Here is a 26,879-nt window from a genome sequence, read left to right as displayed (position 1 = left end):
TTTTGCTCGTGATCGACCCCAAGATGACCGCGAAGAGGCAGCAGAAGTGGGTCCAACGCGGCATCGACCGCACCGAGTCCTGGCTGAGCCGTAGTGGCAGCAGTCTCGGCCCGCTGATCCCGCACATCGCCACCGCGGGAGTGCTCATCGGCGACGAGGACCACGGCTGGATCCCCCAGGGCCTGGCGTACTCGCCCGAGGCCGAGCTCCTGCTGCAGGGCTACTACGGCGACAAGCTCGGCTCTGCGCTCGCGCTGATCGACAAGCCGTCGGGCGAGCTCATCAGCGCCGTCTACCTGGGCGGCCCGAAGGGCAGCGTCAGCGGCCCGGTCAACGCCGGCGGCGTCGCGGTCATCGGCGACGAGGTCTTCGTGTGCCGCGAAGGCAACCCGCCCCGCCTCTACCGCTACTCGCTGGCGCAGATCATCCACGCCGAACCACTCTCGACCGTCTCGACCGTCTCCCCGCTGGTCGCCCTCGCCGCCGGCTCCTACCTCGCAGCCACGAAGGATCTCCTCTACGTGGGGTCGCACGCCAACAACCGGATCTACAAGTACATCCGCAAGGACGACACCTGGCAGATCAAGACCCCGATCGGCGTACGCACCCCCGTCGGCACGCAGGGCGTCGTGGTCCGAGAGGAGGAGTACGTCTTCAGCGTCTCCCGCGGCCCGGCCAAACGCAGTCAGCTGATCGTGCAGGACCGAGTCACGATCCGCCCCCGTGCCGTGCAGTGGCTACCCAACCTGGCCGAAGGCATCGCCGAGGTCGGCGAAGAGTTCTTCGTGACCTACCAGTCCGGCGCCAGGCCGTACTCCCGCGGCTCCTCGCGAGGCCAGGCCTGGCCCTCCGCACACATGACCCGCACTCCCCTGGCCAAGCTCGGCCTGGAGCCGCGGAAGTCGACAGAAACCTGATCGAACCTTCCGATCAAGCCGGCCAGTCGGTGATGTCAGCGAACTCCTCGCCGTGCCGCTTGAGCCACTTCGCGACGTACGGGCAATGCGGAATGATCCGCTTCCCCTTCGCCCTCACATCGGCCAGCGCGAACGCCACCAGCTTCGAGGCCAGCCCCTGCCCGTTGTAGGCCTCGCCCACCTCGGTGTGCACGAAGTCCACGTGCTCGTCGTCCGGCAGGCGGTACGCCGCCAGTCCCGCAACGGTCTCCCCGTCGCGGATCTCGTAACGATGCTTGGCCGGGTTGTCTACGTACTCGATCTCGCTCACGCACCTATTGTCACCCAGCGTGGGTGGGCTCGGGGCTGCTCGGGGCTGGTCGTCTTCGTTGGGTTGGGCCGCCGACCCGTTGTGGATGGTGTTCTCGCCGTATCCCGGAGTCAAGGACGGCCTTCGGCCGCCGGCTTCGCCGGCCGCTGTCGCGGTCCTTGACACCGTGATCCGGCGAGAAATTTGGCTGGCTATCGGGTCGGCGGCGGGGTGTGGCGCAGCGGATTTCGGGTTGGGTACGGGATTGGGATCGGGGGCCGGCCGGTCCTGCCAGGGGAGGTTTGCGGGGCGCTGTACTAGACGATGACACCTTGTGAATCGTTCGCAAGGGGGCGCTCCCGTGTCTTGCTGGAGGTCGCCGGGTCGTCGGCTAGGACAGAGGGCCCGACCTTGTGAATGTTTCACAAGGTCGGACCGGCAGACAGGGGCAGGCCCGGGCGCGCGCTCAGACGCGACGACTGAACCGGATCCGCCCATCCGGGAGGCGTTCATAGTCGTAGTTGGGGTCGTGGATCCGGCGATGATCGCTCGGACACAACAACACCATGTTCGCGAGATCGGTTCCGCCGCCTTGAGACCACGGTTTCAGATGATGGGCCTCGGTCCAGGCCGCTGGTGCATCACAGTCCTCAGCCTGGCAGCACTTGTCCCGTAGCCGGAGTGCTCGGTGTTGGACCGGGGGCGCCAGGCGGGTGGTGCGACCGAAGTCGAGGATCTCGGAGTCTGTGCCGAGGACGACGGGGATGAGGTCGGCGTTGCAGGCCATCCGGCGGGCCTCGGCGGCGGTGATCTTGTCGCCGTCGAACCCGAACGCAGCGGTGCCGAGGTCGTTGCGGAGGTCCTCGACGTTCATGGTGATGAACACCGTGGTGCCGTGGCCACCATGGCGGGGGAGCTGGTCGATGTCGTAGGTCTCGATGACTCGGGCGAAGGCCTGGCCCAGCAGCCGGTCATAGGGGGCCTTGCGGCCCCGGTCCTCAGCGGAAAGCTTCCTCGGCTGGGCCAGGGAGTCCAAGAGGGTGCGCAGCCTCATCCCGACCGCGTAGGAGACCCGGGCGTGGATATCGACCGTCCCGTCGCCGTTGGCGCGGGATTGAAAGAAGGTGCGCCGCTGGGCTTGTTCTTCCTCGCGCTGCAGGGCTTTGGCTTCGGCGGCCTCGAACCGTTCGGGGTCGACCTCGACCAGGATCCGCTTCCCGATGTTCTTGAGGTCGTCAGCGGTCAGCCGGGTGGCGTAATCGACCAACAGCTTCTCCGCGTAGGCCAGATCCTCGCGACTGGCAGTCGGGTCGGCCTCGACCGCCTCGAGGGCCTTGGTGATCACCCTCGCCTTGTCCTGGGACACCACGCCCTCAGCGAGGCCGGCGGCAGCGAGCTCATACTTCGCGAGCGCCGCGGCGAATTTCACCTCAGCACGGCCGATCTTCTTGTCGACCAGCAACTCGGTCAGCATCCACCCCGAGACGTCTTTCGCGCCGGTCTCTTCGGCGATGTCACCGGCAGCAGCGAGGATCCGGAGCTTCAGCGCGGCCTGTTTGGCCTGGATGATCTCCAGGCGCTTCAGCCGGTCTTTCTTTTGGCTGGTGCGCCAGTAGGCCGGGTCCCTGGCGAGAAGGTTGTCGAGGGAGGACTCCAGGGCAGCGAGCTCTGCGTCGATCGGGTCCACAGGGTTGGTGCCCCAGTGGTTGATCTCGGGTTCGAGACTCATCGCGGCCGCCCTCCTCTCCGGCGTGTAGAGGCGTGTCGTGATGGGTCTGATTCTACTCGTTTCGACCGTTCGATTCTACTTATATTCGCAGGTCAAGCCTTGTTTTCGCGGTGAGCGAACGACCTCATACTTGTCATGTCGCGGGACATCGGTGACAGTTCTGCATCAGGACATCGGTGACACTTCGAATCACCTTGGTGGTGACACTTCTGGCTGGGTTTGGGTGGTGCCTGCCAATGAGCCTGTTGATCCTCGTGTCCGTCTCGCGATCGTGGAGTGGCCACGTGATGCGCCGCGGGGAGCGGTGACGACCTTCTGTGCCGAGCACGAGATTTCTCGCAAGACCTTCTACTCGATCCGTGCCAGGGTTCGCGCCGAGGGCGCGGCCCCAGCGCTTGAGCCCCGCAGCCGGCGGCCCCAGGCGAGCCCTTCTCGGATCACCGAGGTGGTCAAGCAGCAAGCCCTTGAGGTGCGTGCGGCACTGGAGTCCTCGGGCCTGGACCACGGCCCGATCAGCGTGCACGACAAGATGCACGCGATGGGGCTCGACCCGGTCCCCTCGGTCGCATCGTTGGCACGGATCTTCCGTGCCGCTGGTGTGGCTCGTCTTGAGCCGAGGAAGAAGCCCCGCTCGGCGTGGCGTCGGTTCGTGTACCCCGCACCGAACGCGTGCTGGCAGCTGGATGCCACCGAGTACGTCTTGACCAGGGGCCGTAGGTGCGTGATCTTCCAGCTCATCGATGACCACTCCCGCTACGCGGTCGCTTCCCATGTGGCGTGGGCAGAGACCTCCGATGCGGCGGTCGCCGTCTTCGACAAGGCCCTCACGGCCCACGGCGTGCCCCAACGTCTGCTGTCCGACAACGGCCTGGCGCTGAATCCGACCCGGCGCGGGATATTGGGCCGTCTCGTGGTGCGAGCGATGGAGCTGGGAGTCGAGCCCATCACCGGCAAGCCCTACAAGCCGACCACCCAGGGCAAGAACGAACGCTTCCACCAGACCCTGTTTCGCTACCTCGACAAACAACCACTCGCCGCCAGCCTGGCCGAGCTGCAGGCCCAAGTCGACACATTCGACCAGATCTACAACACCCAGCGCCCCCATCAAGGGCTACCTGGCCGCGTCACGCCGCAGACGGCGTGGGAGGCCACCGAAAAGACCGAGGCACCGCGACCCACGCCGACACCCTTCACCCCTGCCCACCGACCGCGACCAGCGGTGATCCCGACCGACCTGCCGCCCGACACCCAAGCTCGGAAATTGACCTGCGTCGGCACACTCTTCCTGGACAAGGTCCAGTACAAGGTCGCCAGAGGACGTCGTCACGAACACGTCCTGGTCATCACCAGCGGTGAGAACATCACCATCGCCGATCTGGACGGCGAGATCCTCATCGAGCACACCCGACCCGCACCAGGCGTCACCTACGTCGGCAACGGGCGACCCCTCAACCCCGGCCCCGGAAACCTCAAAACGTCACCGATGTCCTGACACATCAAACGTCACCGATGTCCTGATGCAGAACTGTCACCGATGTCCTGAGACAAGACAGAACGACCTCATACTTGTGGATGGTAAGTGGCCCGAAGGGCCACCCTCCCACCCCACGAACAGCACCGTTCCGAAGCGAGACTTCGCTGCGCCACACCCGGGCCGCCGCCCCGATAGCCAGCCAAATCTTCTCTCGACGGATCCCGGTGTCCAGGACCGCGAAGCGGCCGGCGAAGCCGGCGGCCGAAGGCCGTCCTTGACTCCGGGGTTCGTCGAGAAGACCCTCGAAGCCGGGTCGGCGGCCCAGGCCGACCCTCGGGTGGGACGATCCGGCAGGGAACCGTGTTGGTCTCGACACGCCTCCGCCTAGCGGCTCCGGCGGCTCAACCAGCGGGGCGAGGGGCTCTCGACCAGCGGAGGTCGGGGTCTCGACCAGCGGAGGTCGGGGTCTCGACCAGCGGGGATGAGGTCTCGACCAGCGGGGATGAGGTCGAGCCGGGCAGAAGCCTTACCCAACGAAGATGCAGAAGACATGCCCAGCAGGATCCGCATAAGCCCGCAACGGCTCCTCAGGATCACCAGACCGGTCGTACCGAAGCTCAGCCCCCAACCCGAGCACACGAGAATGCTCAGCATCCAGCTCCTCGACAGAACTTACGACCGTGTCGAGATGCATGTGCTTGACCGCCCCAGGCGCAGGCCAGCCGGACGGAGCCGTCTCGGACTCGTCGACCCGATTGAACGCCAGCGCGCGACGCCCGTCGGGCCACGTCAGGACGAGCCAGTCGTCTTCTCCAGGCTCCTCGTCGCCCGGCCGGTAGACGAGACCGAGGAGCTGGCGGTAGAACTCCGCGAGGCGGCGTACGTCGGTGGTGTCGAGGACGGTGTGGAGCAGCTCAGCCACGCTGCCTCAACTCCGGGGCGGACCGAGCCAGCGGGGCGTGGTGCCGCGGTAGTCGTCGTAGGTCCGGCCGAAGCTCCACGCCAGTGCGTGCTCCTCCGCGGGGATCTGGATGCGGTCCATGGCCGCGACGAACGCGGCGACGGGGACCAGCGGGAGCCACCCGCCACGCAGCAGCGCGTGAGCGGTGAGGACGCCGGTCATGCTGACGTACATCGGGTTGCGGGTGTAGCGGAACGGGCCGTCGGTGACGACGGCGGTGGTGCGCTCGGGCTCCAACGGATTCACCGTGGTGTGCTTGCGACTGAACGCATGCACCGCGCTGGCTGCCACATAGACCGATGCAGCCGCGAGGGCGCCGGCGGCGACGGATCTCACCGCTGTCGGTCGGCCTCGTGCAGCGAGCAGATGCTGGGCAGCCAGGCCTGCAGCGACGTAGACGGGCGGAGGCACCTTCGGCATACCTTCCACCGTAGCCCGGACGACAGGCCGGCACGCCCTCTTTCCTGGGTAGTTCCTAGTGGAGCAGGGCCCGGACCAGGCGTTCGGCGGCATCCGGGGCGGGCTCGGTGCGCTCGAGGGAGTGGAGCACGAAGCCGCCGACGAGGGCGCGCACGAACTCCATGGCCGGCAGATCGGCCGGCAGCTGGCCGACCGCGACCGCGGTCTCGATGCGGGTGGAGACGGTCGCGGTGATGCCGAGGGCGTCGTTGAGCCGGGCGCCGATGTCGGGGCTCTCGCAGGCGGCGGCGACGAGCGAGCGGACGAGACCGTCGTTGCCGGGCTGGGCGACGAGGTCGATGAGATCCTGCATCCACGCGATCAGGTCGGCGCGGATGTCCCCGGTGTCGGGTACGACCGGGCGGTCGGGCAGCAGCATGTCCGCGATCAGGGCATCGGCCACGACCGCGCTCTTAGAGGACCACCAGCGGTAGATCGTCTGCTTGGAGACGCTCGCCTCGGCCGCGATGCCCTCGATGGTGAGATGGTCGTAGCCCCGCGCCGCGAAGAGCCGCCCGGTCGCCTCGAGCACCGCGAGACGAGCCTCCTCGCTGCGTACGGCGCCTCGACGGCGAGCTCCTGTTGACGCTGGCATGAGCGGCATCCTATGCGTAGATGTGACCCATCACTCGCTCAGCGATCCTTGTCCACCAGGGTGCAGGTGATTTACTGGACGCACCGTTGCGAATAACCGGAGGGATGCCGCCATGGCGGAGCTGTTGTATCGATTGGGCAAGACGGCCGCGCGCCGCGCCTGGCTTGTGATCCTTGCCTGGGTGCTGGCGCTGTCCGGCGCCGCCGGGGCGTACGTCGCCTGGTCCGGCGACCTCACCACCAGCTTCGACATCCCGGGGCTGCCCTCGTCCGAGGTCGTCGACGAGCTCCAGGAGGGGCTGCCCGATCTGGCCGGCGGCTCCGGCACCATCGTCTTCCGGACCGAGGACGGCAGCCCGCTCAGCGCTACCCAGAAGCAGGAGATCCAGGCGCTGATCACCAGCGCCGAGGGCCTCCCCGACGTCGCCGCGGTCACCGACCCGTTCCAGACCGAGGCCCAGCGCGAGGCGCAGGCCGAGAAGGTCGTCGAGGGACAGACCAGGCTCGAGGCCGGCCGCAGCAGGCTCGAGCAGGCTCAGGCGAGGCTCGACAAGGCCCAGGCCGACATCGACGAGGCTCGCGCCCAGACGGAGGCCGCCGGGCTGCCGACCACCCAGATCGACGCCCAGCAGGCCGCCCTCGACAAGCAGCAGTCGAAGCTCGACGACAGCGCCGCCGACCTCGAGACCAACGCCGCCGAGGCCGAGAACGGCGCCCAGCTGCTGGAGCTCTCCGAGGAGATCCGGATGGTCTCCGCAGACGGGTCGGCCGCCCTGGTCAACGTCGCCTACTCCGTCGGCCGTCTGGAGATGTCCGAGGAGACCAAGAAGGCCACCGTCGACCACTTCACCGACGACCCGATCGACGGGATCGAGGTCGGCGTCTCCGCCGACATCTCCCAGGAGGCACCCAACCCGATGGGGCCGGGCGAGATCGTCGGCGTCGGCGTCGCCGCGATCGTCCTGCTGGTCATGCTCGGCACCATCATCGGTGCCGGCGTCCCGCTGATCACCGCACTGACCGGCGTCGGCATCGGTGCCCTCGGAGCGCTCTCCCTCTCCGGCGCTCTCCAGATGGCCTCGATGACCCCGATCCTCGGCCTGATGCTCGGCCTCGCCGTCGGCATCGACTACTCGCTCTTCATCCTCAACCGCCACCGCAAGCAGCTGCTCCACGGCTCAGACGTCACCGAGTCGATCGCGCTGGCCAACGGCACCGCCGGCACCGCCGTCGTCTTCGCCGGGTCCACCGTGATCGTCGCGCTGGTCGCGCTCAACATGACCGGCATCCCGTTCCTCGGCCTGATGGGATCGGTCGGCGCCGCCTGCGTCGCGATCGCCGTCCTGGTCGCGATCACGCTGACCCCGGCGATCCTCGGGCTCGTCGGCGGTCGCATCGTCTCCAAGCGAGCGCGGAAGAAGGTCAGCAAGCAGGACGCCGCCGAGGCCCACGCCAAGCCGATGCCGACCTGGCGCGCGCTGGTCACGGTCGTCGCCTCCGTGATCGCTCTGCTCGCCCTCGCCGTCCCCGCTCTCGACATGCGCCTCGGCCTGCCCGACGGCGGCTCGGAGCCCGAGGGTTCGCTGGCCAAGACCGCCTACACGATCACCGAGGACAGCTTCGGTGCCGGCGCCAACGGCCCGCTGCTGGTCGCCGCCGAGCTGCCCGACGGACTCAGCGAGTCCGGCGTCCAGCAAGCACAGCTGACGGTCGCCAGCACGCTGGCAGACCTCGACGACGTCCGCGCCGTGGCTCCTGTGGCGGTCTCCGAGGACGGTCGCACGGCCGCCTTCCAGGTCGTCCCCGAAGAGGGCCCCAACAGCGTCTCCACCAACGAGCTGGTCGACGCGATCAGGGAGATTCCGGCGGTCAACGGCGACATCACCCTCGGCGTCGCCGGCGCCACCGCGGTCGCGATCGACGTGTCCCAGGGGCTCACCGACGTACTCCTCCCCTACCTCGGCGTCGTCGTCGGACTCTCCCTGCTGATCCTGATCCTGGTCTTCCGCTCGATCCTGGTGCCGCTCATCGCGACCGGTGGCTTCGTGCTCTCCCTGCTGGCGACGTACGGCATGGTGGTCGCGGTCTTCCAGAAGGGCATCGGTGCCGAGCTGATCGGTCTCGACAGCACCGGACCGATCCTGAGCTTCCTGCCGATCCTGCTGGTCGGGATCCTCTTCGGCCTGGCGATGGACTACCAGCTGTTCCTGGCCACCGGGATGCGGGAGGCGTACGTCCACGGCGCGCCGGCCCGCGTCGCCGTCGCCCAGGGCTTCCGGGCCGGGCGCTCGGTCGTGATCGCGGCCGGGCTGATCATGGTCTCCGTCTTCGGAGGGTTCATCTTCGCCGAGTCGGTGATGATCCGCTCGATGGGCTTCGGCCTCGCTCTCGGTGTGCTGCTCGACGCCTTCATCGTCCGGATGCTGCTCATGCCGGCCCTGATGCACCTGCTCGGCGGCTCCGCGTGGTGGCTGCCGAAGTGGCTCGACCGCATCCTCCCGAACATGGACGTCGAAGGTGCCGCGCTCGAGCGCGCCCACGGCTCCACCGCCGCCGACGAGGCCACGGCGAAACGAGAGCAGATCAGCGTCTGAGGTGTCGGTGGCGGCCGGTAAGGTCACCCGCGTGAGCGAGGAAGTGACCGCGCGAAGCGCGGACTTGACCCCGGAGCTGGATGTCCTGCGCCGTGTCTTCGGATACGACGAGTTCCGCGGCGACCAGGCCGAGATCGTCGCGCACGTGGCCACCGGCGGTGATGCGCTGGTGCTGATGCCGACCGGTGGCGGCAAGTCGCTGTGCTACCAGATCCCGTCGCTGGTCCGGCCCGGCACCGGCGTGGTCGTCTCGCCGCTGATCGCGCTGATGCAGGACCAGGTCGACGCGCTCTCCGCCCTGGGGGTGCGCGCCGGGTTCCTCAACTCCACCCAGATGCCCCATGAGCGGCAGCAGGTGGAGCAGGCTCTGCTCGCCGGCGAGCTGGACCTGCTCTACCTCGCCCCCGAGCGGCTGCGGGTGCCGGAGACCGGGCGACTGCTCGATCAGGCCAAGATCTCGCTGTTCGCCATCGACGAGGCCCACTGCGTCTCGCAGTGGGGTCACGACTTCCGGCCCGACTATCTGCAGCTCTCACACGTGCACGAGCGCTGGCCGGAGGTGCCGCGGATCGCGCTGACCGCGACCGCGACCGCGGAGACACGCCGCGAGATCGCCACCCGGCTCAACCTCGAGGACGCCCGCCACTTCGTGGCCTCCTTCGACCGGCCCAACATCCAGTACCGGATCGCTCCGAAGGACAAGCCCGCCAAGCAGCTCCTCGACCTGATCCGCGCCGAGCACCCCGGCGAGGCCGGCATCGTCTACTGCCTCTCCCGCAACTCGGTCGAGCGCACCGCCGCGACGCTGGTCGGCGCCGGGATCCCCGCGCTCCCCTACCACGCGGGTCTCGACGCCCGGACCCGCGCGCAGAACCAGTCCCGCTTCCTCCGCGAGGACGGCATCGTCATGGTCGCCACGATCGCCTTCGGGATGGGGATCGACAAGCCTGACGTACGTTTCGTGGCCCATCTCGACCTGCCCAAGTCGGTCGAGGGCTACTACCAGGAGACCGGCCGAGCCGGACGTGACGGACAGCCGTCGACCGCATGGCTGGCCTACGGGCTGGCCGACGTCGTCCAGCAGCGGCAGATGATCGAGACCTCCGAGGGCGACCGGGCCCACAAGCACCGGCTCGGCCAGAACCTCAACGCGATGCTGGCGCTGTGCGAGACCGTCGACTGCCGGCGGGTGCAGCTGCTGCGTTACTTCGGCCAGGCCACGGAGCCCTGCGGCAACTGCGACACCTGCCTGACGCCGCCGGAGTCCTGGGACGGCACCGTCCCCGCCCAGAAGGTCCTCTCCACCGTGATCCGGCTCGACCGCGAGCGCAACGGACAGCGCTTCGGCGCCGGGCAGATCGTCGACATCCTGCGGGGCAAGGAGACCGAGAAGGTCCGCCAGTTCCGCCACGACGAGCTCTCGGTCTTCGGCATCGGCACCGACATCGCCGAGAGCGACTGGCACTCGGTCATCCGCCAGCTCCTGGCCCGGGAGATGCTCGCGGTCGACACCCGCTACGGGGTCTTCTCGGTGGCCGACGCCGCCGGTCCGGTGCTCCGCTCGGAGCAGCAGCTGATGCTCCGCAAGGAGCCGCCGCGGCAGGCCCGGCGCAGCAGCTCCGGCGAGCGCAAGCCCAAGGTCGCAGCCGCCGACCTGTCCCCGGAGGCCGCCGAGGTCTTCGAGCGCCTGCGCGCATGGCGCGGCGAGGTCGCCAAGGAGCAGGGCGTGCCTGCGTACGTCGTCTTCCACGACGCCACCCTCCGCGAGATCGCCACCCGGCTGCCGGCCAGCCGCGACGAGCTCGGCACGATCAGCGGGATCGGCGAGGCGAAGCTGGAGAAGTACGCCGACGGGGTGCTCGCCGCTCTCTGAGCGGTCCGGCCCTAGGCCGCCAGCTTCTCGGTCCGCGCATAGCTGGCCGGCACGAGCGGGCGGGCGGCGGCCAGCTCCTGCGCTTCGCGTTGCCGAGCGGCGGCCTCGGTGTCCCACCAGACCAGCAGCCGCAGCAGCAGGCCGCCGGTCAGCAGGCCCGCGAAGAGGTCGCTGGCCCAGTGCCAGCCGAGGGTGTAGGAGACGGCGACCGCGTTCAGCGCGATCACGCCGACGCCGACAGCGAGGAACCGCACGGTGGTCCGCGAGGCGGCGGTGTAGCGCGCGATCAGATAGACCGCCATGCCGTAGATCAGGACCGCCTCGGCGGCGTGGCCGGACGGATAGCTGATCCCGTGCCAGCCGTCCTTCAGGATCCCGCCGGCGAAGAACTCCGCGTCCTGCTCCGTGGGAGCCGGGCGCGCCAGCAGCACCTTGAAGCCACCGACGCCCACGTAGAAGGCGGCCTCAGCGGCGGCGGCGCAGATGATCGGCCGCCAGCTGCGCCGACGGTAGGCGACCACGACGGCGACGGTCGCGAGCACGGGCAGGCACACTGCCTGACCGGCGATCGGGTCGAGGATGTGCTGGAGGACGTAGTGCACCTCCGGCGGCAGCATCCGGCTCCAGAACTCGTGACCGTGGGTGTCGACGTCCTGCAGCGGTCCGGCGGCGAGGATGGTCAGCAACACCAGCGCCCCGCCCAGCGCTGATACCGATATGAGCCTCCGAGGTCGGTTCACAGTCATACGACGCTAGATGCCCCGAGCGTCCTATGTCCAAGCCGGGTTCCCTGTGGGTGGCGTCGGTCACCCTCGTTAGGGTCTACCGCGATGAGTCCCGAGGTCTGGTACGTCAGCTATGGATCGAACATGTGTCGCGACCGTCTCGGCACCTATCTGCTCGGTGGCTCCGCACGGCTTCGACGCGGTCCCGCACACACGGCCGTCCGCTGCGTACGTCGCGATGCTCGTGCAGGGGCTCGGCGAGGCGCGAGGTTGGGACCGGCGGCGGGCCGAGGCGTACGTCATGGAGCGCTGCTGACCGCCTCGCGCAGCCGGCGCACAGCGCTGGGCCCGACCCCGTGAACGGCCAACAGACTGTCCAGGTCGTCGGGGAGATCGGAGAGCGTGCGGTAGCCCGCCGCCAGCAGTCCCCCGGTGGCGGGTCGACCGATCTTCACCCCGTCGAAGAGCGGTCCGGCATCGTCGGTCGTCGACATGTGGATCAGGCTACGGCTCACCCGCACCCGCGCGCGAGCACCGAGGTGAACAGCCACTAGCCTGCGCCCATGAGCATCGGACAGGCGGGCGAGCGCGACCTTCTCGAGGGGATGGTCGACATCCAGCGGAACGAGATCTCCGAGATCCTCGCGGACCTCGACGATGAGGAAGCGCGCAGGAAGCTCGTCCCGTCGCTGACCACACCGCTGGGGCTGGTGAAGCATGCGACCTTCGTGGAGAAGGTGTGGTTCCACTCGCGGGTCGCAAACGTGTCGCGCGAGGAGATCGGGCTACCTGACACGGTCGACGAGAGCTTCGTGCTCGATGCGGAGGACACCGTCGAGTCCGTCCGCGCCGCCTACCTCGCGGCCTGCGAGCACTCCCGCCAAGTCGCCGCCGCGCATGAGCTGGACGAGGCGTTCCCCTGGCACGGGAAGCAGGTGACGCTGCGGTTCGTCTACGCGCACATGATCCAGGAGCTGGCCCGCCATGCCGGCCACGGCGACATCCTCGTCGAGCAGATCCAGGCAGCCCGAACGGCCTAACCGAGCACCGTCCGCGTGGTGGCCTCGTTGACCGGCCGCTTCCGGGAGAAGGCGCCGAGGTCGATCTTCAGGCCGGTGTGCTCGCCGGTGTAGATGACCGGGTCGGCGTCGTGGTCGTGGCCGTCCTCGACGGCCGAGACGATGGCAGCGAGGAACCGGCCGGCGATCGGGGCGTTCTTGAACTGGTTGCCGCTGGTGCCCATCGCGACGTAGAAGCCGTCCGCGTCGGTGCGGTCGTAGATCGGGGTCCAGTCGTCGGCCACGTCGTAGACGCCGACGACGCCGGAGGGCTGGTTGGGCACCCGGAGCTCGGGCAGCCGTCGGGCGGCGCGGGTCACCTGGGCGTCGTAGCGCTCCCGGGTGACGTGTGCGTTCGCCTCGTCGGGCGAATCCAGCCACTCGAAGGGGTCGCACTCCGGCTCGGTGCCACCGACGACCCAGGCGCCACCCGGACCGGGTCGCATGTACGTCCCCAGGTCGATGTCGAAGACCGCCGACCCGGGCGCCTCGTCGGTGCCGTAGCCCGGCGGCTGGGTGACCTGGTGCACCTCCTGCCGCAGCGGCCGCACTCCGATCGTGAACTCCTCCCCCACCCCGGCCAGGCGGTTGAAGCCGCCCGACCACGGCCCGGCGGCGTTGACGACGACCGGCGCCTCGGCGCTGCGGCCGTCGGCGAGCCCCAGCCTCCACGTCTCACCCATCCGGTCGGCGGTGACCACCTCCGCGCGGTAGACGGTGCGCGCACCACGATGCCGGGCAGCCTCGGCCAGGTTGTCGGCGGCCAACCGTGGGTCGTCCACGTAACCGGCATCCGGGGTGTAGATCGCCCCCAGAGAGACGGTCGTCTCCGAGTAGAACGCATCGTCGGTGATCGGCTTGTTGGGCCAGTAGGCACCCACGTCGAGCTGCGGGAACCTCGTCGAGAGCTCGTCCGGCCTCAGGTAGGTGAACGGCACCCCGACGGCGGCCAGTCGCTCGATGCTCGGCCCGACCGGCACAATCGGGACATCGAGATGGAGCCCACCGGTGCGATGGAAGCGCGCCAGCGGCACCTCGGCGGCGTCGAGACCGAGGTGGTCGGCCCACCGCTCCCACATGAACTTCGCCTCCCACGCCGTCGCCGTCGTGTCGTAGGTGGAGTAGAGGAAGCGGATCACCGCGCTCGAGGCGCTGGTCGACCCGAACCCCGCACCGGCCCCCTTGTCGAGGACCAGCACGTCGCGACCACCACGAGCCAGCTCGTACGCCACGGCGGATCCGATCACGCCCGAGCCGACGACGATGGCATCGGCTCCCATCTTCCGGGCGCTTTCGGTCACGTAGGTCTCCTCAGATGTCGATGACAAGGTCTCCCAGCGGCTTCGAACAGCATGGCAGGAACTTGCCGGCGGCCACCTCGCGCGGTCGGATGCCGCCCGCGTGGTTCATGTCGACCTCGCCGGAGAGGAGGGTCGACTTGCAGGTGCCGCACATCCCCTGCGTACACGATGACGGCAGGCGTACACCGGCGGCCTTCACCGCATCCAGAACAGTCTCGTCGGGAGCGCACTCGAGGTCGCGGCCGCTGCGCTGCAGCCGGACCTGGTACGCAGCCCCGACCGCCCGCTCCGCGGCCGGCTCCTCGCTCGCGGGAGGCGGCTCGGCGAGGACGAAGCTCTCCTCGTGCCACTGTGCCGGCTCGCCGCCCAGCGTCTCGAACGCCGCCCGCGCGGCGCCCATGTAGCCCGCCGGACCGCAGCAGAAGACCTCGCGTTCGCCCAGGTCAGACACCAGGTCGGCGAGCTGTTCGGGGCTCATCAGCCCGGTCGGCCCGTGCCAGGACGCATCCGGCTGGTCGACGACCCACACGACGCTGGTCCCGCCATGGGTCGAAGCCAGCGCCTCGAGCTCGGCGCGCTCGATGAGATCGGCCGGCGTACGGGCATGGTGGACGACCACGACGTCGGCGGACTCGGCGAGATCGGCCAGCGTCCGCAGCGTCGAGAGGGTCGGCGTGATGCCGCTGCCGCCCGAGAGCAGCAGGTAGGACGACGAGGGGTGCTCCCGGACCGAGAACCCGCCCATCGGCCCGCTCGCCCACAGCCGGTCGCCGACCGCCAGCCGGTCGTGGAGCCAGCCGGACATCGGCCCGTCGGGGACGCGCTTGACGGTGATGGTGAGCAGGTGCGGCCGGGTCGGCGGCGATGAGATCGTGTAGCACCGCTCGACCTGCTCACCCTCGATCGTGGCGCGCAGCGTCAGATACTGCCCGGGCGCGAAGGCGAACTCCTCGCCGTTCACCGGCGCCAGGGTCACCTCGACCACGTCGTGGGTCACCCTGCGCACCCGACGGCACCACAGCTCACCCTCGAACGGCCGCTCCTCGGGCAGGATCCCGGCTCCCAGCGGGGACGGGACGGCATAGAGCGCCGACGTCGGCAGCGGCGCCGCGTCAACAGGCCACGGCTCGGTCATCTGCTCCATCTCTGTCATCTCATCGCTCCCATGGTTCTGCTCGGGTCGTCAGGCGCTAGATGGTCAAGCACAGCCGCAGGGCGTCGTAGACCGCGGCATGGACGTTCCGGCTGGCGACGGCGTCGCCGACCCGGAACAGCTGGTAGCTGCCCGCCGTGTTGCGGGACGCCGTCTGCGGCGTGCCGGACAGGAGTGCCGCCTGGTCGACCTCACCGAGGTTGATCGATCCGGGGACGAGGTCGAAGTAGAGCTCGTCGTTGGGGGTGGTGCCGTGCTCGACCACGACATGGTCGACATGCCTCTCGACCTCGGCGCCTTCTGCGTACTCGCTGATGAGGGTGGCGATCAGCCGGTGATCGGAGCCCGCGGGCGCGCGGCGCACCGCGGCCAGCCGACGGGCCACCGTGAGAGTGACGTCGTGCGCGGCGAAGGCCCCGAGATAGGCCGGGCTGTTCATCGAGCCGACGGAGATGCCGATCATGCGCTCCGGGGTGACCAGCTCGACCTGGCCGCCCAGGGTCGCCAATTGCTCGGCCGCGTCGAGCGCGGGCTCGGCGCCGTTGTCGTCATAGACGAGCACCGAACCGTTCCCGGCGGTCAGCGTCCCGTCGAGCACGTCCCAGGTGTCGTTGACCAGCTCGGCTCCCATCGGGACGCACGAGCGGTCGGGGAGGCCGCCGGTGGCCACGACCACGATGTCCGGGTCGAGGCTGCGGACGAGGTCGGCGTCGGCGTAGATGCCGAGCCGGAAGTCGACCCCGCTGTGCTTCGCCTCGGTGACCCGCCAGTCGACGATGCCGATCAGGTCGCGGCGGCGTCCGGTCGAGGAGGCCAGCAGGAGCTGACCACCTGGTCGATCGGCGGCCTCGAGGACGGTGACGGCGTGGCCGCGCTCACCGAGGACGCGAGCGGCCTCGAGCCCGGCGGGGCCGGCACCGATCACCACCGCCCGGCGACGACGGGGCGCTGGGGGCGTGAGGTGGGGCAGCGACTGCTCACGCCCGGTCGCGGGGTTGTGGATGCACTTGGCGTCGCCGGACTCATAGATCGCGTCCAGGCAGTAGCTCGCCCCCACGCACGGCCGGATCCGATCCTCCTCGCCGCGGGCGACCTTGGCGACCAGGTGCGGGTCGGCGAGCTGAGGCCTGGTCATCCCGACGAGATCGAGGAGCCCCTCCCGGATCGCGTAGCGCGCGGTCGCGACGTCGTTGATCCGGGCGGCGTGCATGACCGGGACATCGACCCGGCGGCGTACCTCCCCGACGAAGTCGAGGAACGGCGCCGATGGCGTGCCCATCGAGGGGATCGCCGCGGCCAGGCGGGCGTCGGTGTCGATGCCGCCCTTGATCACGGAGAGGAAGTCGACGCCCTCGTCGACATAGCGGCGCATCACCTGCTCGGTGTCGTCCAGCCCGAGACCGGAAGGCAGGTCCTCGTCCATCGCCATCCTGAGGCCGACCACGAAGTCGGGGCCGACGGCGGCCCGGATCGCACCCAGGACCCGCAGCGGAAAGGCCAGCCGCGCCTCCGGGTCTCCGCCGAGCTCGTCGGAGCGGAGGTTGGTGGCCGGCGAGACCCAGGCGTCGAAGAGGTGGCCGTAGGACTCGACCTCGATCCCGTCGAGGCCAGCCGCCTGACACCGCGCGGCCGCCTCGGCGTAGTGGCCCACGATCCGGTCCAGGTCCCACGCCTCGGCGGCCTTCGGGAACGAGCGGTGCTGCGGCTCGCGCAGCCGCGACGGGTAGACCAGCGGCAGCCAGTCGCCGGTGTAGCTGCTCGTACGTCGCCCCAGATGCGTGATCTGGCACATCACCGCGGCGCCGGCCTCATGGACGTCGTCGGAGAGCCGGCGCAACCAAGGGACGACCTCGTCGCGGTAGAGCAGCATGTTGCCGAACGCCGGCGGGCTGTCCGGCGAGACCACCGCGGAGCCGCCGATCATGGTGAGCCCGACCCCGCCGCGCGCCTTCTCCAAGTGATAGAGGCGGTAGCGGTCCTTCGGCATGCCGTCCTCGGTGTACGCCGGCTCGTGGGAGGTGCTCACCACACGGTTGCGCAGCGTGAGGCCGCGGAGCTGGTAGCTCGTCAGGAGGGGATCGGCGCTGGGGGACACAGGACCAGCGTGGCGCTCCGACACTGTTCAAGAAAAGCGCACGTTTCTGTTCCTTACCATGCGATCTGATTGCACAATCAGAACCATGATCGACCCGCGGCTCCACGTGCTCAGGGTGGTCGCCGAGCGCGGCACCGTCTCGGCCGCCGCCGCCGACCTCGGGTACACCCCTTCGGCCATCTCCCACCAGCTCCGCACGCTCGCCCGCGACGTGGGCGCGACGCTGCTGGTGCCGGAGGGTCGCGGCGTACGTCTCACCGGGGCCGCCCTCACCCTGCTCGAGCGCACCCACGACCTGTTCACCCAGTGGGAGGAGATCCGCGCCGACGTCCAGCAGGCCTCGGGGACCTCCCGCGGCTACCTCCGGATGGCCGGGTTCTCGACGGCCGCATCGGCTCTGCTTCCCCCGGTCGCGGTGGCGGTCAGCCAGGCGTTCCCACAGTCCACGATCAGGATCATCGAGGCCGACCCGGACGTGTGCTTCGACATGCTTCTCGCCGACCACGTCGACGTCGCCGTGGTGGTCAGCATGTCCGAGCTCCCGCCGACCGCCGACCCGCGCTTCGAGCAGGAGCGGCTGATGGAGGACGCGCTCGACCTCCTGGTCCCCGCCGACAGCCCCCTCGCCACACGCTCCCGGGTCAGGCTCGCCGACGCCGCCGAGGAGCACTGGATCATGGAGCACCCCGGCCGTCCCTACCACCAGCTCGTGACCGCCGCCTGTGCCGCGGCCGGCTTCACCCCCGAGCACGCCCACGAGGTCGTCGAGTGGGACACCGGCGCCGCCCTGGTCACTGCTGGCTTGGGCGTCGCCTTGGTGCCCCGCCTGGCCCGGATTCCCCACTCGGACGGCCTGGTCCGGATCCCGCTGCGCGGCGAGGCCAGCCCCGTCCGGCACGTCCGGACCAGCGTACGCAGCGGCACCTCGCGCCAGCCCGAGATCGCCTGCGCCCTCGCCGAGCTCAGAAGGGTCGCCACCTCCCTCGCCGGGGCGGGCGCCGGTTAGGGCAGATCCGAGCGCCCGGCGCCGAGCAGCGCGTCTCGCCCACCAGAAATCATTCGTACGTCACCACAACGCTGCCGCAGAATGACTGACGTGCCGACCCTGAGCCAGTTCGCCGCCTTCGCGCTCGCATCCGTCATCTTCATCCTGATTCCCGGCCCGAGCGTGCTCTTCGCTCTCGGGCGCGCCCTCACCGCGGGCCGGCGCGAGGCGGTGCTCGCCGTGGGCGGCAACGCGCTGGGGCAGTTCGGTCAGGTCCTGGCGGTGGCCGTCGGGCTGGGCGCGCTGGTGGCGGCCTCCGCGACCGCGTTCACCGTCGTGAAGCTGGTCGGCGCGGCGTACGTCATCTATCTCGGCGTCCAGGCGATCCGCCACCGCGCTGACGCCCGGGCCGCCCTCCACGGCGAGGACGTCGCGCAGACGACCGCCTGGGGAGCGATCCGCACCGGGCTCATCGTCGGGGCGACCAACCCGAAGACGATCGTCTTCCACCTGGCCTTCCTGCCTCAGTTCATCGACGCCTCGGCACCGGCGGTCCCTCAGATCCTTCTGCTCGGCGCGATCTTCTCGGCGATGGCCTTCACCTGCGACTCCGGCTGGGTCTTCGCCGCCAGCCGCGCGAAGGCCTGGTTCGCCCGCAAGCCCAAGCGCCTCGACAGCCTCGGCGCAGGCGGCGGTGTCGTCATGATCGGCCTCGGCGCCACCATGGCCACCGCGAGCCACGGCGCCTGACCTGCCGCGACATTTCGAGGACAGGAACGTCCGGGTGAACCAGACTGGGAGCCATGCGGACTCAATGGAGAATCTCGGGCTTCATCGCGGCTGCGACCGCCGCACTCGTCATCGCTTCGGGGGCAGCGGCCCCTGCCCAAGCCGAGGAGCAGGAGCGACAAGACCCGCTGCTGGCCTTCAACCACGCCTGGGCGATGGTCGACCGGGAGACGGCCGACGCGATCGAGCACTCGGAGTATCTCGGGAGGTTCGCCGACCGCCGGATCAACACCGGCAACGACGGCAGCCAGACCTGGACCGGTCGCTACCTGCTCGGCAAGGAGACCTACCTGGAGTTCTTCGGACCGGGCGACGCGCCCGATGCCGTCGCCGGTGACACCGGGCTCGCCGTCTCGGCGGACAAGGACGGCGACCTGGCGACGGCCTCCGCCAACCTGCACGACCTCGGCGTCGACCCGGTCGAGTTCACCCAGGTGACCGATCTCGGCGACGGCGAGCCGATCCCCTGGTTCGACGTCACCTACCCGACGGCCACCTACGACACCTTCTTCTCCTGGGCGATGGAGTATCGCGACGAGTTCCTCGAAGACCCGCGGCTCAGCTTCCCGCCGGCCGCCTACGAGGGTGACGTCAGCCGCGACCGCTACAACCGTGACCGCTACCTCGACCATCAGATGCGCGACGTCATCGGCATCCAGATCGCCACCACCGAAGCCGACATCGAGAAGATGGTGCCGCTGTGGCGGGCCGCCGGGATCACGATCCGCGTCCTGAAGAGCGGCGGCGTCCTCGCCTTCGACGGCATGACCACGATCCGTCTGCTCCCGGTGCCGGCCGAGGAGGCAGGCGTACGCCACATCGTCCTCGCTCTCAACGAGCCGGCCGAGGAGCCGCACACCGAGACGATCGGCAGCTCGACGCTGCATGTCGGCCCGGGGGCGTACGCGCTGTGGACCTTCGATCCGATCGAGGCCACCCCGGCGACTCGGTCCAACGGCTCCGGCGAGCCGCTGCACCCCGCCTTCGGGGGCTGAGGTAGTAGCCTCCGCAACGATGGCAGGGAACAGTCGGCAGGCCGGCACGAGCGTGACCAGCCGGGCGCTGGCGATCCTGGGCGCGTTCGACGAGCAGCACCGGGCGATGTCGCTCAGCGACATCGCCGAGCGCTCGGAGATTCCGCTCGCCACGACTCATCGCCTTCTGGGCGAGCTCTCCCGGTGGGGCGCCCTGGATCGGCTGCCGACCGGCGAGTACGTCATCGGCCGCAAGATCTGGGACATCGGCCACCTGGCACCTGCCGAGACCGGACTGCGCCAGGTCGCCGAGCCGTTCCTCCACGACCTCTACGGGGCGACCCGCGCCACCGTGCATCTCGCCGTACGCGAAGGGACCGAGGTGGTCTACCTCGACCGGCTGCGCGGCAACCAGTCCGTCCCGGTCGTGAGCAAGGTCGGCGGACGCCTTCCGCTGCACGCCACCGGCGTCGGCAAGGTCCTCCTCGCCCACGCCCCGGGCGAGGTCCAGGACACCGTGCTGGCCGGGCTCACCCGGATCACGTCCTACACGATCACCCAGCCCGGCACCCTCCGTCGGCAGCTGCGACAGGTGCTCGAGAAGGGCTATGCCACGACCCGTGAGGAGATGACCCTCGGCGCCTGCTCCATCGCCGTACCCATCTATCAGGGCGACCAGGTGGTCGCATCCCTCGGCCTGGTGGTCGCCTCGCTCAAGGGGAGCGAACAGCGGTTGTACGGCGCGCTCCGCGTCGCCGCCCAGTCGATCGGGCGCCGACTGTAACGACAATTTGCCAACACTTTCCACTGAATGGAAGCAGTGGCGACAGTCACAGAGGCATCACCTCTTAGGTTCGTTCCATGAATGTGTCCCCAACCACATCGACCGCCGCTGCCGGGGGCGCCACCCGCAGCCTCTGGCCGGTCATGCTCTGCTGGCTCGCCGTCGCCCTGGACGGCTACGACCTCGTCGTGCTCGGCGCGGTGATCCCCACCTTGGCCGACACCGGCGCGCTCGGGTTCACCAGGGCGTCGCTGACCACCGCCGCCACGCTCGGCCTGGTGGGTGTCGGCATCGGTGCCGTGGCCATCGGTCCGCTCGCCGACCGGTTCGGCCGCCGGGTGACGCTGATCAGCAGCATCGCGCTGTTCTCCGTGCTGACCCTTGCCGTCGCCTTCGCTCCGAACGCCACGGTGTTCATCGCGCTGCGTTTTCTGGCGGGGCTTGGCCTGGGCGCCTGCCTGCCGACGGCCCTGGCGTTCATGCGAGCACGCCCGCCAGGGACGCTCGGGCACCGCGATGACCCGGATGATGACCGGCTATCACGTGGGCGCCGTGCTCACCGCCCTGCTTGCTCTGTGGGTGATCCCGAAGCTGGGTTGGGAGGCGATGTTCGTGATCGGCGGTGTCGCGGGGCTGCTGACGGTGCCGGTGATGTGGGCGAAGCTCCCGGAGTCGCAGGCCTACCTGGAGACGGTCGGGGCCGAGAAGGTACGCCCCTCCGAGGTCGTTCGCGGCCGCCTGCTGTGGGTCAGCCTGGGACTGTGGGCAGCGTCGTTCTGCGGGCTCCTGCTGGTCTACGGCCTGAACACCTGGCTGCCCACGATCATGGGCGAGGCTGGCTACTCCCTCGACGCCGGGCTCGGCCTGCTCCTCACCCTCAACGTCGGCGCCGTGATCGGCCTGGTCCTCGCCGGCCTGATCTCCGATGCCAGGGGCAACAAGCCGACCGTCGTGACCTGGTTCGGCGTCGCCGCGGTGATGCTGGCCCTGCTGTCGATCAAGATGGAGAACAGCTTCCTGGTCTACGGCGCGGTGCTCGCCGCCGGAATCTTCGTCTTCAGCGCGCAGGTGCTGGTCTACGCGTTCGTCAGCCACCTCTATCCCGCCAGGACCCGCGGCACCGCGCTCGGCATGTCCGCCGGCATCGGCCGGGTCGGCGCCATCGTCGGGCCGTTCCTCGGCGGCGCGCTCCTGACCGCCGGCATCGCCTACCCGTGGGGCTTCTACGCCTTCGCCGGAGCCGCCGTCATCGCCATGCTGGCCCTGCTGACGGTGCCGGCGCACCCCGAAAGCTAGGCCAGAACCCAGAAGCAGTCCGCTTCCCCGTCCCGAGGCAGGAAATGTTGTTGCCCATGCCGACGGCCTTTGCCAACCTCGGCCCATGACGACGACCACGCAGACCACCCCCGCACCTGCACGTGTTGCGACCGCATTGACCGTCTGGTTCGCGGGGTCTGCCATCGGGGCGGGAGCGCTGCTGGCGGTTCAGCCGATGACCGGCCTGGACCCAGAGCTGTTCGTGCTGGTAATGCTGGCCCCGGCGATCGGCGCGGCTACCGCCTGGCCGCTCATTCGTGGCCGTGAGCCCTGGTCGATCCCCAGGGTCTCGTCGCAGAGGCTGGCAACCTCGCTCTTGGTGGCGCTGGCGGTGGTCGCGGCGTACTTCGTCGTCGTCTCGGTCGCCCGCGGAAGCGCTCCGAACGTGCCGTCACAGATCGGTGGAGCCCCGGTCGTCGTCTTCGTCCTCCTGCAGGCGCTCGGCGCCCTCACCGAGGAGATCGGGTTCCGGGGAGTGCTGCTCCAAGGTCTGCAGCGGTGGCTGTCTCGCCCGGTCTCCGGGGTCATCACCGGCGTGCTGTTCGGACTGTGGCACGTCCAGTACTACACGCTGCCCCCGCTCCAGCTCGCCGCGTTCATCCTCGGTGCGGTCGCGCTGACGTTGACGATGGTCTATGTCATGTCCGGCTCGTTCTGGCAGCGGATGGCGACCTGCACGCTCATCCATCTCGGCGCGAACCTGGCCCTGGCGTTCGTCGGCGACGACACGATCCAGATGACCACCTTCGCCGCAGCGATCATCGCGGGCGGCTTGGTCGCAGCACTCCTCGAGTACGCGCGCCGCCGTTAGCCGAGCGCCGTCAGACGAGCGCCGGGTGGAGGTGCTCGGTCTCGATCGCGACCCGGGCCTGCTCTGCCGCAGCCCGTAGGGCGACGGCGACCGGCTCCGTACGCAGCCTCGCGGCCAGGAAGCCCGCCATGAACGCGTCGCCGGCTCCGTTGGTGTCGACGACGGTGGCGGGCACCGCAGCCACCTCGTGCCGGGACCCATCCGCCTCCAGCGCGATCGCACCCTTCGCACCCAGGGTGCAGACCGCGAGGCGGGGGCCGCGATCGAGACACGAGGCCATCAGTCGCCACGGGTCATCGGTGCCGTCGTCGTTCATGAACACGCTTTCGGCGGCGCGCAGGAAGGGCTCGCGGAAGGTGGCGACGCCGTCGTAGTCGTGCAGGTCCATCCACAGAGGTGTCCGCGGCGTCGACATCGCCCCGAGCACCAGCCGCCCCAGCTCGCTCAGATCGACCACCGCGAGATCCGCGGCAGCGATCGCGCTCACCGCCGCCTCGACCGCGTCGACGCTCGGGGTCGACGGGGTGGAGACGTACAACGAGACCCGGCCTCCCCCGTCGGCCATGAGGTTGATGTGCCGCTCGGTCTGCTCGCTGGCGATCGCCTCGACGACGACACCGGTCCCGCGCAGCCGCTCCTGCAGCCGCGCGCCGTCCTCGTCGCCGCCGAGCTGGGCCCACAGACGTACGTCGACGCCGAGCCCGGCGAGATGGAGCGCCTTTCCTGCGGAGGTGCCCCCGACCGTGTGCCAGGACCGGCGCGCGAACTGCATGTGAGGCACCGGCTCCGGCAGACGGTCCAGGGCGATCAAGTGGTTCCAGGACGTGGGACCGCACACCACGACCTGCGGAGTCGAAGACATGCCCCTATTCAGCACCATCGGCCGGTGTCACGCACCGCGATCACAGGAGCCGGGCGCTTGTTGCGGGTTGCTAATGTTACGGACAGTAACTTATCCCCCGGAGGAACGATCGTGAGTGGCTCGACGCGCCTGCCTGCCGCGCAACGGCGAGAGATGCTGGTGGCAGCAGGTGTGGCGATCGCCCGTATCGAAGGCGGGCGAGCCGTCACGCTCGCCCGGGTGGCCGAGGCCTGCGGGGTCTCCAAGCCGATCGCCTACCGCCTCTTCGACTCCCTCGCCGACCTGCTGACCCAGATGGAACGGCAGATCGTGACCGGCTACGAGACGGTCGTGCTCGACGCGCTCGAAGACGCGCGACGGGCCGGGGCGTCCCCGACCGAGCTGTTGGCGGTCTTGGCGCGGACCTATGTCGGCCACAGCCTGGATGCGGGCGCGGTCTACGACACGGTCTCCGCGGCCCGCGCCGCTACCGAGGAGGTCGAGGACCACTTCTTCGAGGTGCCCGAGGCGTTCTCCTGGGTCTGCCGGGAGATGTTCGGCGCACCGGCGGGTGAGGAGATCGCGTTGCTGGCGATGTTCCAGGGCGCAGCCGACAGCCTCGTCACCGCCATTCAGGCCGGCGTGATCGAGCAGGGCGCCGCCGTCGACCATCTGGTGACGCTCTTCTCCCCGCTCGTGCCGGCCGAGGCACGCTCGTGAACCCGCTGGCCGCGATCGGCGGCATCGTCGGGTTCGGAATCGCCGGCCTGGACCCGTTCGGTGCGCTCGTGGTCGTACCTGCGCTGGCTGCCGGCGTCCGGCGCCGCGTGATCATGCTGTTCTTCGGGACGGCCTGGCTCGCCACCGTCCTGACCGGGATCGCGCTCGGCGAGTCCGTCCAGCACGTCGCCGCCTGGCTGCGCAACCTGTTCACGGTCCCCGACCCGGTGCGCCTGACGGTGCAGCTGGTCCTCGCCGCCGGCCTCGGGCTCTGGGCCGCCTACCGCTGGGCCCACCGCAACGACACGAAGCCGGAGAAGACGAAGCCGAGGCTGGCCGGACCCGTCGGGATGAGCCTGATGGGCACCTTCTGGGGCGTGAGCGCGTTGACCGACCCCAGCTTCTTCGGCGTCGCCACGATCGGCGCGAGCATGCAGAGCATGCTCGCCGTCGCTGCCGTCTTCACCGGATGGTTCCTGATCAGCCAGGCGCCACTGTGTCTCGTCGTGCTCACTCTCGCTGCCGGCCGGGACTCCCGCCCAGTCCAGCGCGCGATCGGGTTCGCTCGCAGCACCGCCCGCCCGGCTGCGTACGTCATGACCGCTCTCCTCGCCGCGGCGTCCCTCTTCCTGATCGTCAACGGCGGCACCTACCTGGCCACCGGGACCTACTGGCCCGGCTGACCGGGCGCGCCCTCAGTCGGTGAAGTCGACCGCGACCTCGGACGCGTTCCGAAGTGGTGCGAGGCTCTCCGCCTCTGCCACGAGCGCCTCCTGCCGCTTGCGGCTCAGCGGCGTGAACGCATGGAACGCCTCGAGCTCGATGTGCAGCTTCCGACCGCACTTGCGGCCGCGCCAGGTGCCGATGATCTCGCCGTCGGCGAGGACGGCGCCGGGCGCACCGGCGGCTCTCCAGACGTGCCGGTGATGCGCGCTCTTCACGATCGTCACCCGGTCCCGCAGCTGGGTGTAGGGGTCCCGGGGAGGAAGCATCCGTACGCCCGTGGGCTTCTTCGCCGCTCGGAGCGTGTCGAGGTCGGCTGCCAGGATCCAGGCCGTCCCGTCGAAGTCGACCTCCACCAGCTCGTCGTCGAGCTGGCTCCACAACGGATCGACGTCGCCGACCCGCACCCCCAGCCAGGCGGCGAACCCGGCCCGATCGGACGGCCCGTAGGAGCGCAGGTAGCGCCGGAGCAGCTCGGCGCGCGACGTCTCGGGCTCTGCTTTCGCGAGGGGACGGTCGAACCATTCCTCGGTCAGGACGAACGGAGCCTTGTTCCCGGCCCGCGGTGCGAAGCAGACGGTCCGCTGCAGCGCCATCAGGCGAACACAGAAGTGCACCACCGCCTCGCCGATGGGCTGACCCTTCGCGTAGGGCCCCTCCTCGTTCCAGACTCGGCGCTGCTGCGCGGTCAGCTCGGGCTCGACCCGCTCGGCAACCTCCGCTCCGAGCTCGTCGATCGCCAGCTGCCGCCCCGACAGCACCTCTCGCGCCGCCGGGGTGACGATGTCGACCGCCTCGGTGACGGTCAGGTCGAGTCGGTCGACTGCTTCCCCGACGCCTTGCACGAAGTGCCGTCGGGCGTCCTCGGTCACCGGCAGCACCCCGGTCGTATACACGTCCGCGTCGGTGGCGGGTAGGTAGTACGGCGCGCCCCGCATGCTCCACGTCAGCAGCATGCTCCTGTCCTGGAGCGCCGCCTCGATCGCGTCGGCGCTCACGCCCTCGACCCGCGCATGGAAGGCGAGCAGCGCCGAACCGGGCGGACTGTCCTGGACGCCACATCGTGCGGCGGCCGCCAGCAGTTCCTCCGCGTCCAGCCGGACGTCGAGATGGTGCGACGCGAGGCGGAACGCAACCACCTTCTCCCGCTCGAGCCGCTCGGCCATCAGCCCAGAATACGTCCCGGCCAGCGACGTCACGCGGCTCCGTTCCGGGATCTCAGCGCGGGCCGCGATCAAGGCCCGCAATCAGCACCAGCGCGGCGAACCCGTCCTCGGTGCCTGGCCAATGGGCTCGAACCGCGTCGATCCCGGCTCGACGGACGACGCCGCGCAAGACGGCGGCAACGATGATCGCGTCATCGGCGTAACCCAGCACCGGGATGAAGTCGGGCACCAGGTCGATCGGCAGAGCGAGATAGACCATGAGCAGCCCGAGCCTGACCCGTACGCCGCGAGGCATCGATCTGTCGGCCGCGAGCCGACGCAGCAGCCGCACCACGTCGGGCAGGATCCGCAGCGCCTCGCGCAGCAGCTCGCCGCGCGGACGGACGACGAGCAACGCAACGACGAGACCGATCCAGGTGAGCAGCAGGGCAGCCACGACGCCGATCGCCAGGTCCCACCAGAACGAGCCGGTCATCGTCATCCTCCGAGGCACGCCGCGCTCCGACGGCGCGGCACCTCGTGATTCCACCACGGCGGCCCGGAGAAA

26 protein-coding genes and 2 pseudogenes are annotated in these 26,879 nt (G+C 69.6%); 15 read left to right on the top strand and 13 right to left on the bottom strand.

From position 1 onward, the window contains the following. The first annotated feature begins 8 nt into the window (after nucleotides 1–8). Nucleotides 9–917 (top strand): hypothetical protein, encoded by a 909-nt coding sequence (locus BJ988_RS03270; RefSeq protein WP_179656687.1) that lies wholly within the window; start codon nucleotides 9–11, stop codon nucleotides 915–917. 13 nt (nucleotides 918–930) lie between these two features. Here BJ988_RS03270 and BJ988_RS03265 read toward each other — a convergent pair whose 3' ends face one another. Together BJ988_RS03265 and BJ988_RS03260 are read right to left on the bottom strand one after the other, a co-directional pair. Further along, nucleotides 931–1,227, bottom strand: a complete 297-nt coding sequence (locus BJ988_RS03265; RefSeq protein ID WP_343051438.1) for a GNAT family N-acetyltransferase — start codon at nucleotides 1,225–1,227, stop codon at nucleotides 931–933. Between the two features lie 445 nt (nucleotides 1,228–1,672). Then, nucleotides 1,673–2,935, bottom strand: a complete 1,263-nt coding sequence (locus BJ988_RS03260; RefSeq protein ID WP_179656686.1) for an HNH endonuclease signature motif containing protein — start codon at nucleotides 2,933–2,935, stop codon at nucleotides 1,673–1,675. Between the two features lie 226 nt (nucleotides 2,936–3,161). Between BJ988_RS03260 and BJ988_RS03255 the strand changes: the two are divergent. Further along, nucleotides 3,162–4,100: pseudogene (locus tag BJ988_RS03255) on the top strand (integrase core domain-containing protein); the annotation flags it as partial. A gap of 835 nt (nucleotides 4,101–4,935) precedes the next feature. Here BJ988_RS03255 and BJ988_RS03250 read toward each other — a convergent pair. From BJ988_RS03250 to BJ988_RS03240, 3 genes are read right to left on the bottom strand one after another with little or no spacing between them, the layout of a single operon-like run. Further along, entirely contained in the window at nucleotides 4,936–5,331 is a 396-nt protein-coding gene (locus BJ988_RS03250; protein WP_179656685.1) for a VOC family protein, read from the bottom strand. 6 nt (nucleotides 5,332–5,337) lie between these two features. After that, nucleotides 5,338–5,790 (bottom strand): methyltransferase family protein, encoded by a 453-nt coding sequence (locus BJ988_RS03245; RefSeq protein WP_179656684.1) that lies wholly within the window; start codon nucleotides 5,788–5,790, stop codon nucleotides 5,338–5,340. 55 nt (nucleotides 5,791–5,845) lie between these two features. Continuing rightward, nucleotides 5,846–6,424, bottom strand: a complete 579-nt coding sequence (locus BJ988_RS03240; protein ID WP_179656683.1) for a TetR/AcrR family transcriptional regulator — start codon at nucleotides 6,422–6,424, stop codon at nucleotides 5,846–5,848. 112 nt (nucleotides 6,425–6,536) lie between these two features. On the opposite strand from BJ988_RS03240, the gene BJ988_RS03235 reads away from it, so the two are divergent. Both BJ988_RS03235 and recQ read left to right on the top strand, forming a co-directional pair. After that, on the top strand, nucleotides 6,537–9,017 hold the full coding sequence (locus BJ988_RS03235; RefSeq protein WP_179656682.1) for an MMPL family transporter: 2,481 nt from the start codon (nucleotides 6,537–6,539) through the stop codon (nucleotides 9,015–9,017). 31 nt (nucleotides 9,018–9,048) lie between these two features. Next, nucleotides 9,049–10,890, top strand: a complete 1,842-nt coding sequence (gene recQ, locus BJ988_RS03230; protein WP_343051436.1) for a DNA helicase RecQ — start codon at nucleotides 9,049–9,051, stop codon at nucleotides 10,888–10,890. An 11-nt stretch (nucleotides 10,891–10,901) separates the two neighbouring features. Here the strand turns inward: recQ and BJ988_RS03225 are convergent, their stop codons facing one another. Continuing rightward, a complete protein-coding gene (locus BJ988_RS03225; RefSeq protein WP_179656681.1) occupies nucleotides 10,902–11,579 on the bottom strand; it encodes a phosphatase PAP2 family protein in 678 nt (225 codons plus the stop codon). A gap of 169 nt (nucleotides 11,580–11,748) precedes the next feature. Here BJ988_RS03225 and BJ988_RS03220 point away from each other — a divergent pair, with 169 nt between their 5' ends. After that, nucleotides 11,749–11,931 (top strand): hypothetical protein, encoded by a 183-nt coding sequence (locus BJ988_RS03220; RefSeq protein WP_218860568.1) that lies wholly within the window; start codon nucleotides 11,749–11,751, stop codon nucleotides 11,929–11,931. Here the strand turns inward: BJ988_RS03220 and BJ988_RS03215 are convergent. After that, nucleotides 11,915–12,109 (bottom strand): helix-hairpin-helix domain-containing protein, encoded by a 195-nt coding sequence (locus tag BJ988_RS03215; RefSeq protein WP_179656680.1) that lies wholly within the window; start codon nucleotides 12,107–12,109, stop codon nucleotides 11,915–11,917. The genes BJ988_RS03220 and BJ988_RS03215 overlap by 17 nt on opposite strands. 69 nt (nucleotides 12,110–12,178) lie before the next feature. On the opposite strand from BJ988_RS03215, the gene BJ988_RS03210 reads away from it, so the two are divergent. Then, nucleotides 12,179–12,655 carry a DinB family protein gene (locus tag BJ988_RS03210; protein WP_179656679.1) on the top strand — a complete coding sequence of 159 codons (477 nt, stop codon included), beginning with the start codon at nucleotides 12,179–12,181 and terminating at the stop codon, nucleotides 12,653–12,655. On the opposite strand, the gene BJ988_RS03205 is transcribed toward BJ988_RS03210, so the two are convergent. The 3 genes from BJ988_RS03205 to BJ988_RS03195 are packed head-to-tail and all read right to left on the bottom strand — an operon-like array spanning nucleotide 12,652 to nucleotide 17,222. Continuing rightward, nucleotides 12,652–13,974 carry an FAD-dependent oxidoreductase gene (locus BJ988_RS03205; RefSeq protein WP_218860566.1) on the bottom strand — a complete coding sequence of 441 codons (1,323 nt, stop codon included), beginning with the start codon at nucleotides 13,972–13,974 and terminating at the stop codon, nucleotides 12,652–12,654. The genes BJ988_RS03210 and BJ988_RS03205 overlap by 4 nt on opposite strands. Nucleotides 13,975–13,984: 10 nt before the next feature. After that, entirely contained in the window at nucleotides 13,985–15,127 is a 1,143-nt protein-coding gene (locus tag BJ988_RS03200) for an FAD-binding oxidoreductase (protein ID WP_218860564.1), read from the bottom strand. 37 nt (nucleotides 15,128–15,164) lie between these two features. Then, nucleotides 15,165–17,222 carry an oxidoreductase gene (locus BJ988_RS03195; RefSeq protein WP_179656678.1) on the bottom strand — a complete coding sequence of 686 codons (2,058 nt, stop codon included), beginning with the start codon at nucleotides 17,220–17,222 and terminating at the stop codon, nucleotides 15,165–15,167. Nucleotides 17,223–17,307: 85 nt separating this feature from the next. Here BJ988_RS03195 and BJ988_RS03190 point away from each other — a divergent pair, with 85 nt between their 5' ends. The 7 genes and pseudogenes from BJ988_RS03190 (at nucleotide 17,308) to BJ988_RS03165 (ending at nucleotide 22,882) form a co-directional block, all read left to right on the top strand. Further along, on the top strand, nucleotides 17,308–18,228 hold the full coding sequence (locus BJ988_RS03190) for a LysR family transcriptional regulator (protein WP_179656677.1): 921 nt from the start codon (nucleotides 17,308–17,310) through the stop codon (nucleotides 18,226–18,228). Between the two features lie 81 nt (nucleotides 18,229–18,309). After that, on the top strand, nucleotides 18,310–18,957 hold the full coding sequence (locus tag BJ988_RS03185; RefSeq protein WP_218860562.1) for a LysE family translocator: 648 nt from the start codon (nucleotides 18,310–18,312) through the stop codon (nucleotides 18,955–18,957). Nucleotides 18,958–19,010: 53 nt separating this feature from the next. Next, nucleotides 19,011–19,991: a DUF5829 family protein gene (locus BJ988_RS03180; protein ID WP_179656675.1), complete on the top strand. Its 981-nt coding sequence runs from the start codon at nucleotides 19,011–19,013 to the stop codon at nucleotides 19,989–19,991. A 19-nt stretch (nucleotides 19,992–20,010) separates the two neighbouring features. Beyond that, on the top strand, nucleotides 20,011–20,754 hold the full coding sequence (locus BJ988_RS03175) for an IclR family transcriptional regulator (RefSeq protein WP_179656674.1): 744 nt from the start codon (nucleotides 20,011–20,013) through the stop codon (nucleotides 20,752–20,754). A 77-nt stretch (nucleotides 20,755–20,831) separates the two neighbouring features. Then, nucleotides 20,832–21,182: pseudogene (locus BJ988_RS31540) on the top strand (MFS transporter); the annotation flags it as partial. A gap of 88 nt (nucleotides 21,183–21,270) precedes the next feature. Continuing rightward, nucleotides 21,271–22,050: an MFS transporter gene (locus BJ988_RS30860; RefSeq protein WP_281365462.1), complete on the top strand. Its 780-nt coding sequence runs from the start codon at nucleotides 21,271–21,273 to the stop codon at nucleotides 22,048–22,050. Nucleotides 22,051–22,135: 85 nt separating this feature from the next. Next, nucleotides 22,136–22,882 carry a CPBP family intramembrane glutamic endopeptidase gene (locus tag BJ988_RS03165; protein ID WP_179656673.1) on the top strand — a complete coding sequence of 249 codons (747 nt, stop codon included), beginning with the start codon at nucleotides 22,136–22,138 and terminating at the stop codon, nucleotides 22,880–22,882. A gap of 10 nt (nucleotides 22,883–22,892) precedes the next feature. Here BJ988_RS03165 and BJ988_RS03160 read toward each other — a convergent pair whose 3' ends face one another. Next, complete coding sequence (locus BJ988_RS03160; protein ID WP_179656672.1) at nucleotides 22,893–23,744, bottom strand: carbohydrate kinase family protein; 852 nt, start codon at nucleotides 23,742–23,744, stop codon at nucleotides 22,893–22,895. A 111-nt stretch (nucleotides 23,745–23,855) separates the two neighbouring features. Between BJ988_RS03160 and BJ988_RS03155 the strand changes: the two genes are divergently transcribed. Beyond that, on the top strand, nucleotides 23,856–24,443 hold the full coding sequence (locus tag BJ988_RS03155; protein WP_179656671.1) for a TetR family transcriptional regulator: 588 nt from the start codon (nucleotides 23,856–23,858) through the stop codon (nucleotides 24,441–24,443). Then, on the top strand, nucleotides 24,440–25,126 hold the full coding sequence (locus BJ988_RS03150; RefSeq protein WP_179656670.1) for a hypothetical protein: 687 nt from the start codon (nucleotides 24,440–24,442) through the stop codon (nucleotides 25,124–25,126). The genes BJ988_RS03155 and BJ988_RS03150 overlap by 4 nt, the downstream gene beginning before the upstream one ends. A 12-nt stretch (nucleotides 25,127–25,138) precedes the next feature. On the opposite strand, the gene BJ988_RS03145 is transcribed toward BJ988_RS03150, so the two are convergent. Both BJ988_RS03145 and BJ988_RS03140 read right to left on the bottom strand, forming a co-directional pair. Next, nucleotides 25,139–26,332: a winged helix DNA-binding domain-containing protein gene (locus BJ988_RS03145; protein ID WP_179656669.1), complete on the bottom strand. Its 1,194-nt coding sequence runs from the start codon at nucleotides 26,330–26,332 to the stop codon at nucleotides 25,139–25,141. Between the two features lie 52 nt (nucleotides 26,333–26,384). Beyond that, nucleotides 26,385–26,807 (bottom strand): YkvA family protein, encoded by a 423-nt coding sequence (locus tag BJ988_RS03140; RefSeq protein WP_179656668.1) that lies wholly within the window; start codon nucleotides 26,805–26,807, stop codon nucleotides 26,385–26,387. Nucleotides 26,808–26,879: the final 72 nt, after the last annotated feature.

Origin of the sequence: Nocardioides panzhihuensis (assembly GCF_013408335.1) — a bacterium.
In the GTDB taxonomy this organism is placed as follows: domain Bacteria; phylum Actinomycetota; class Actinomycetes; order Propionibacteriales; family Nocardioidaceae; genus Nocardioides; species Nocardioides panzhihuensis.
This window is presented reverse-complemented; position numbering and strand designations above follow the sequence as displayed.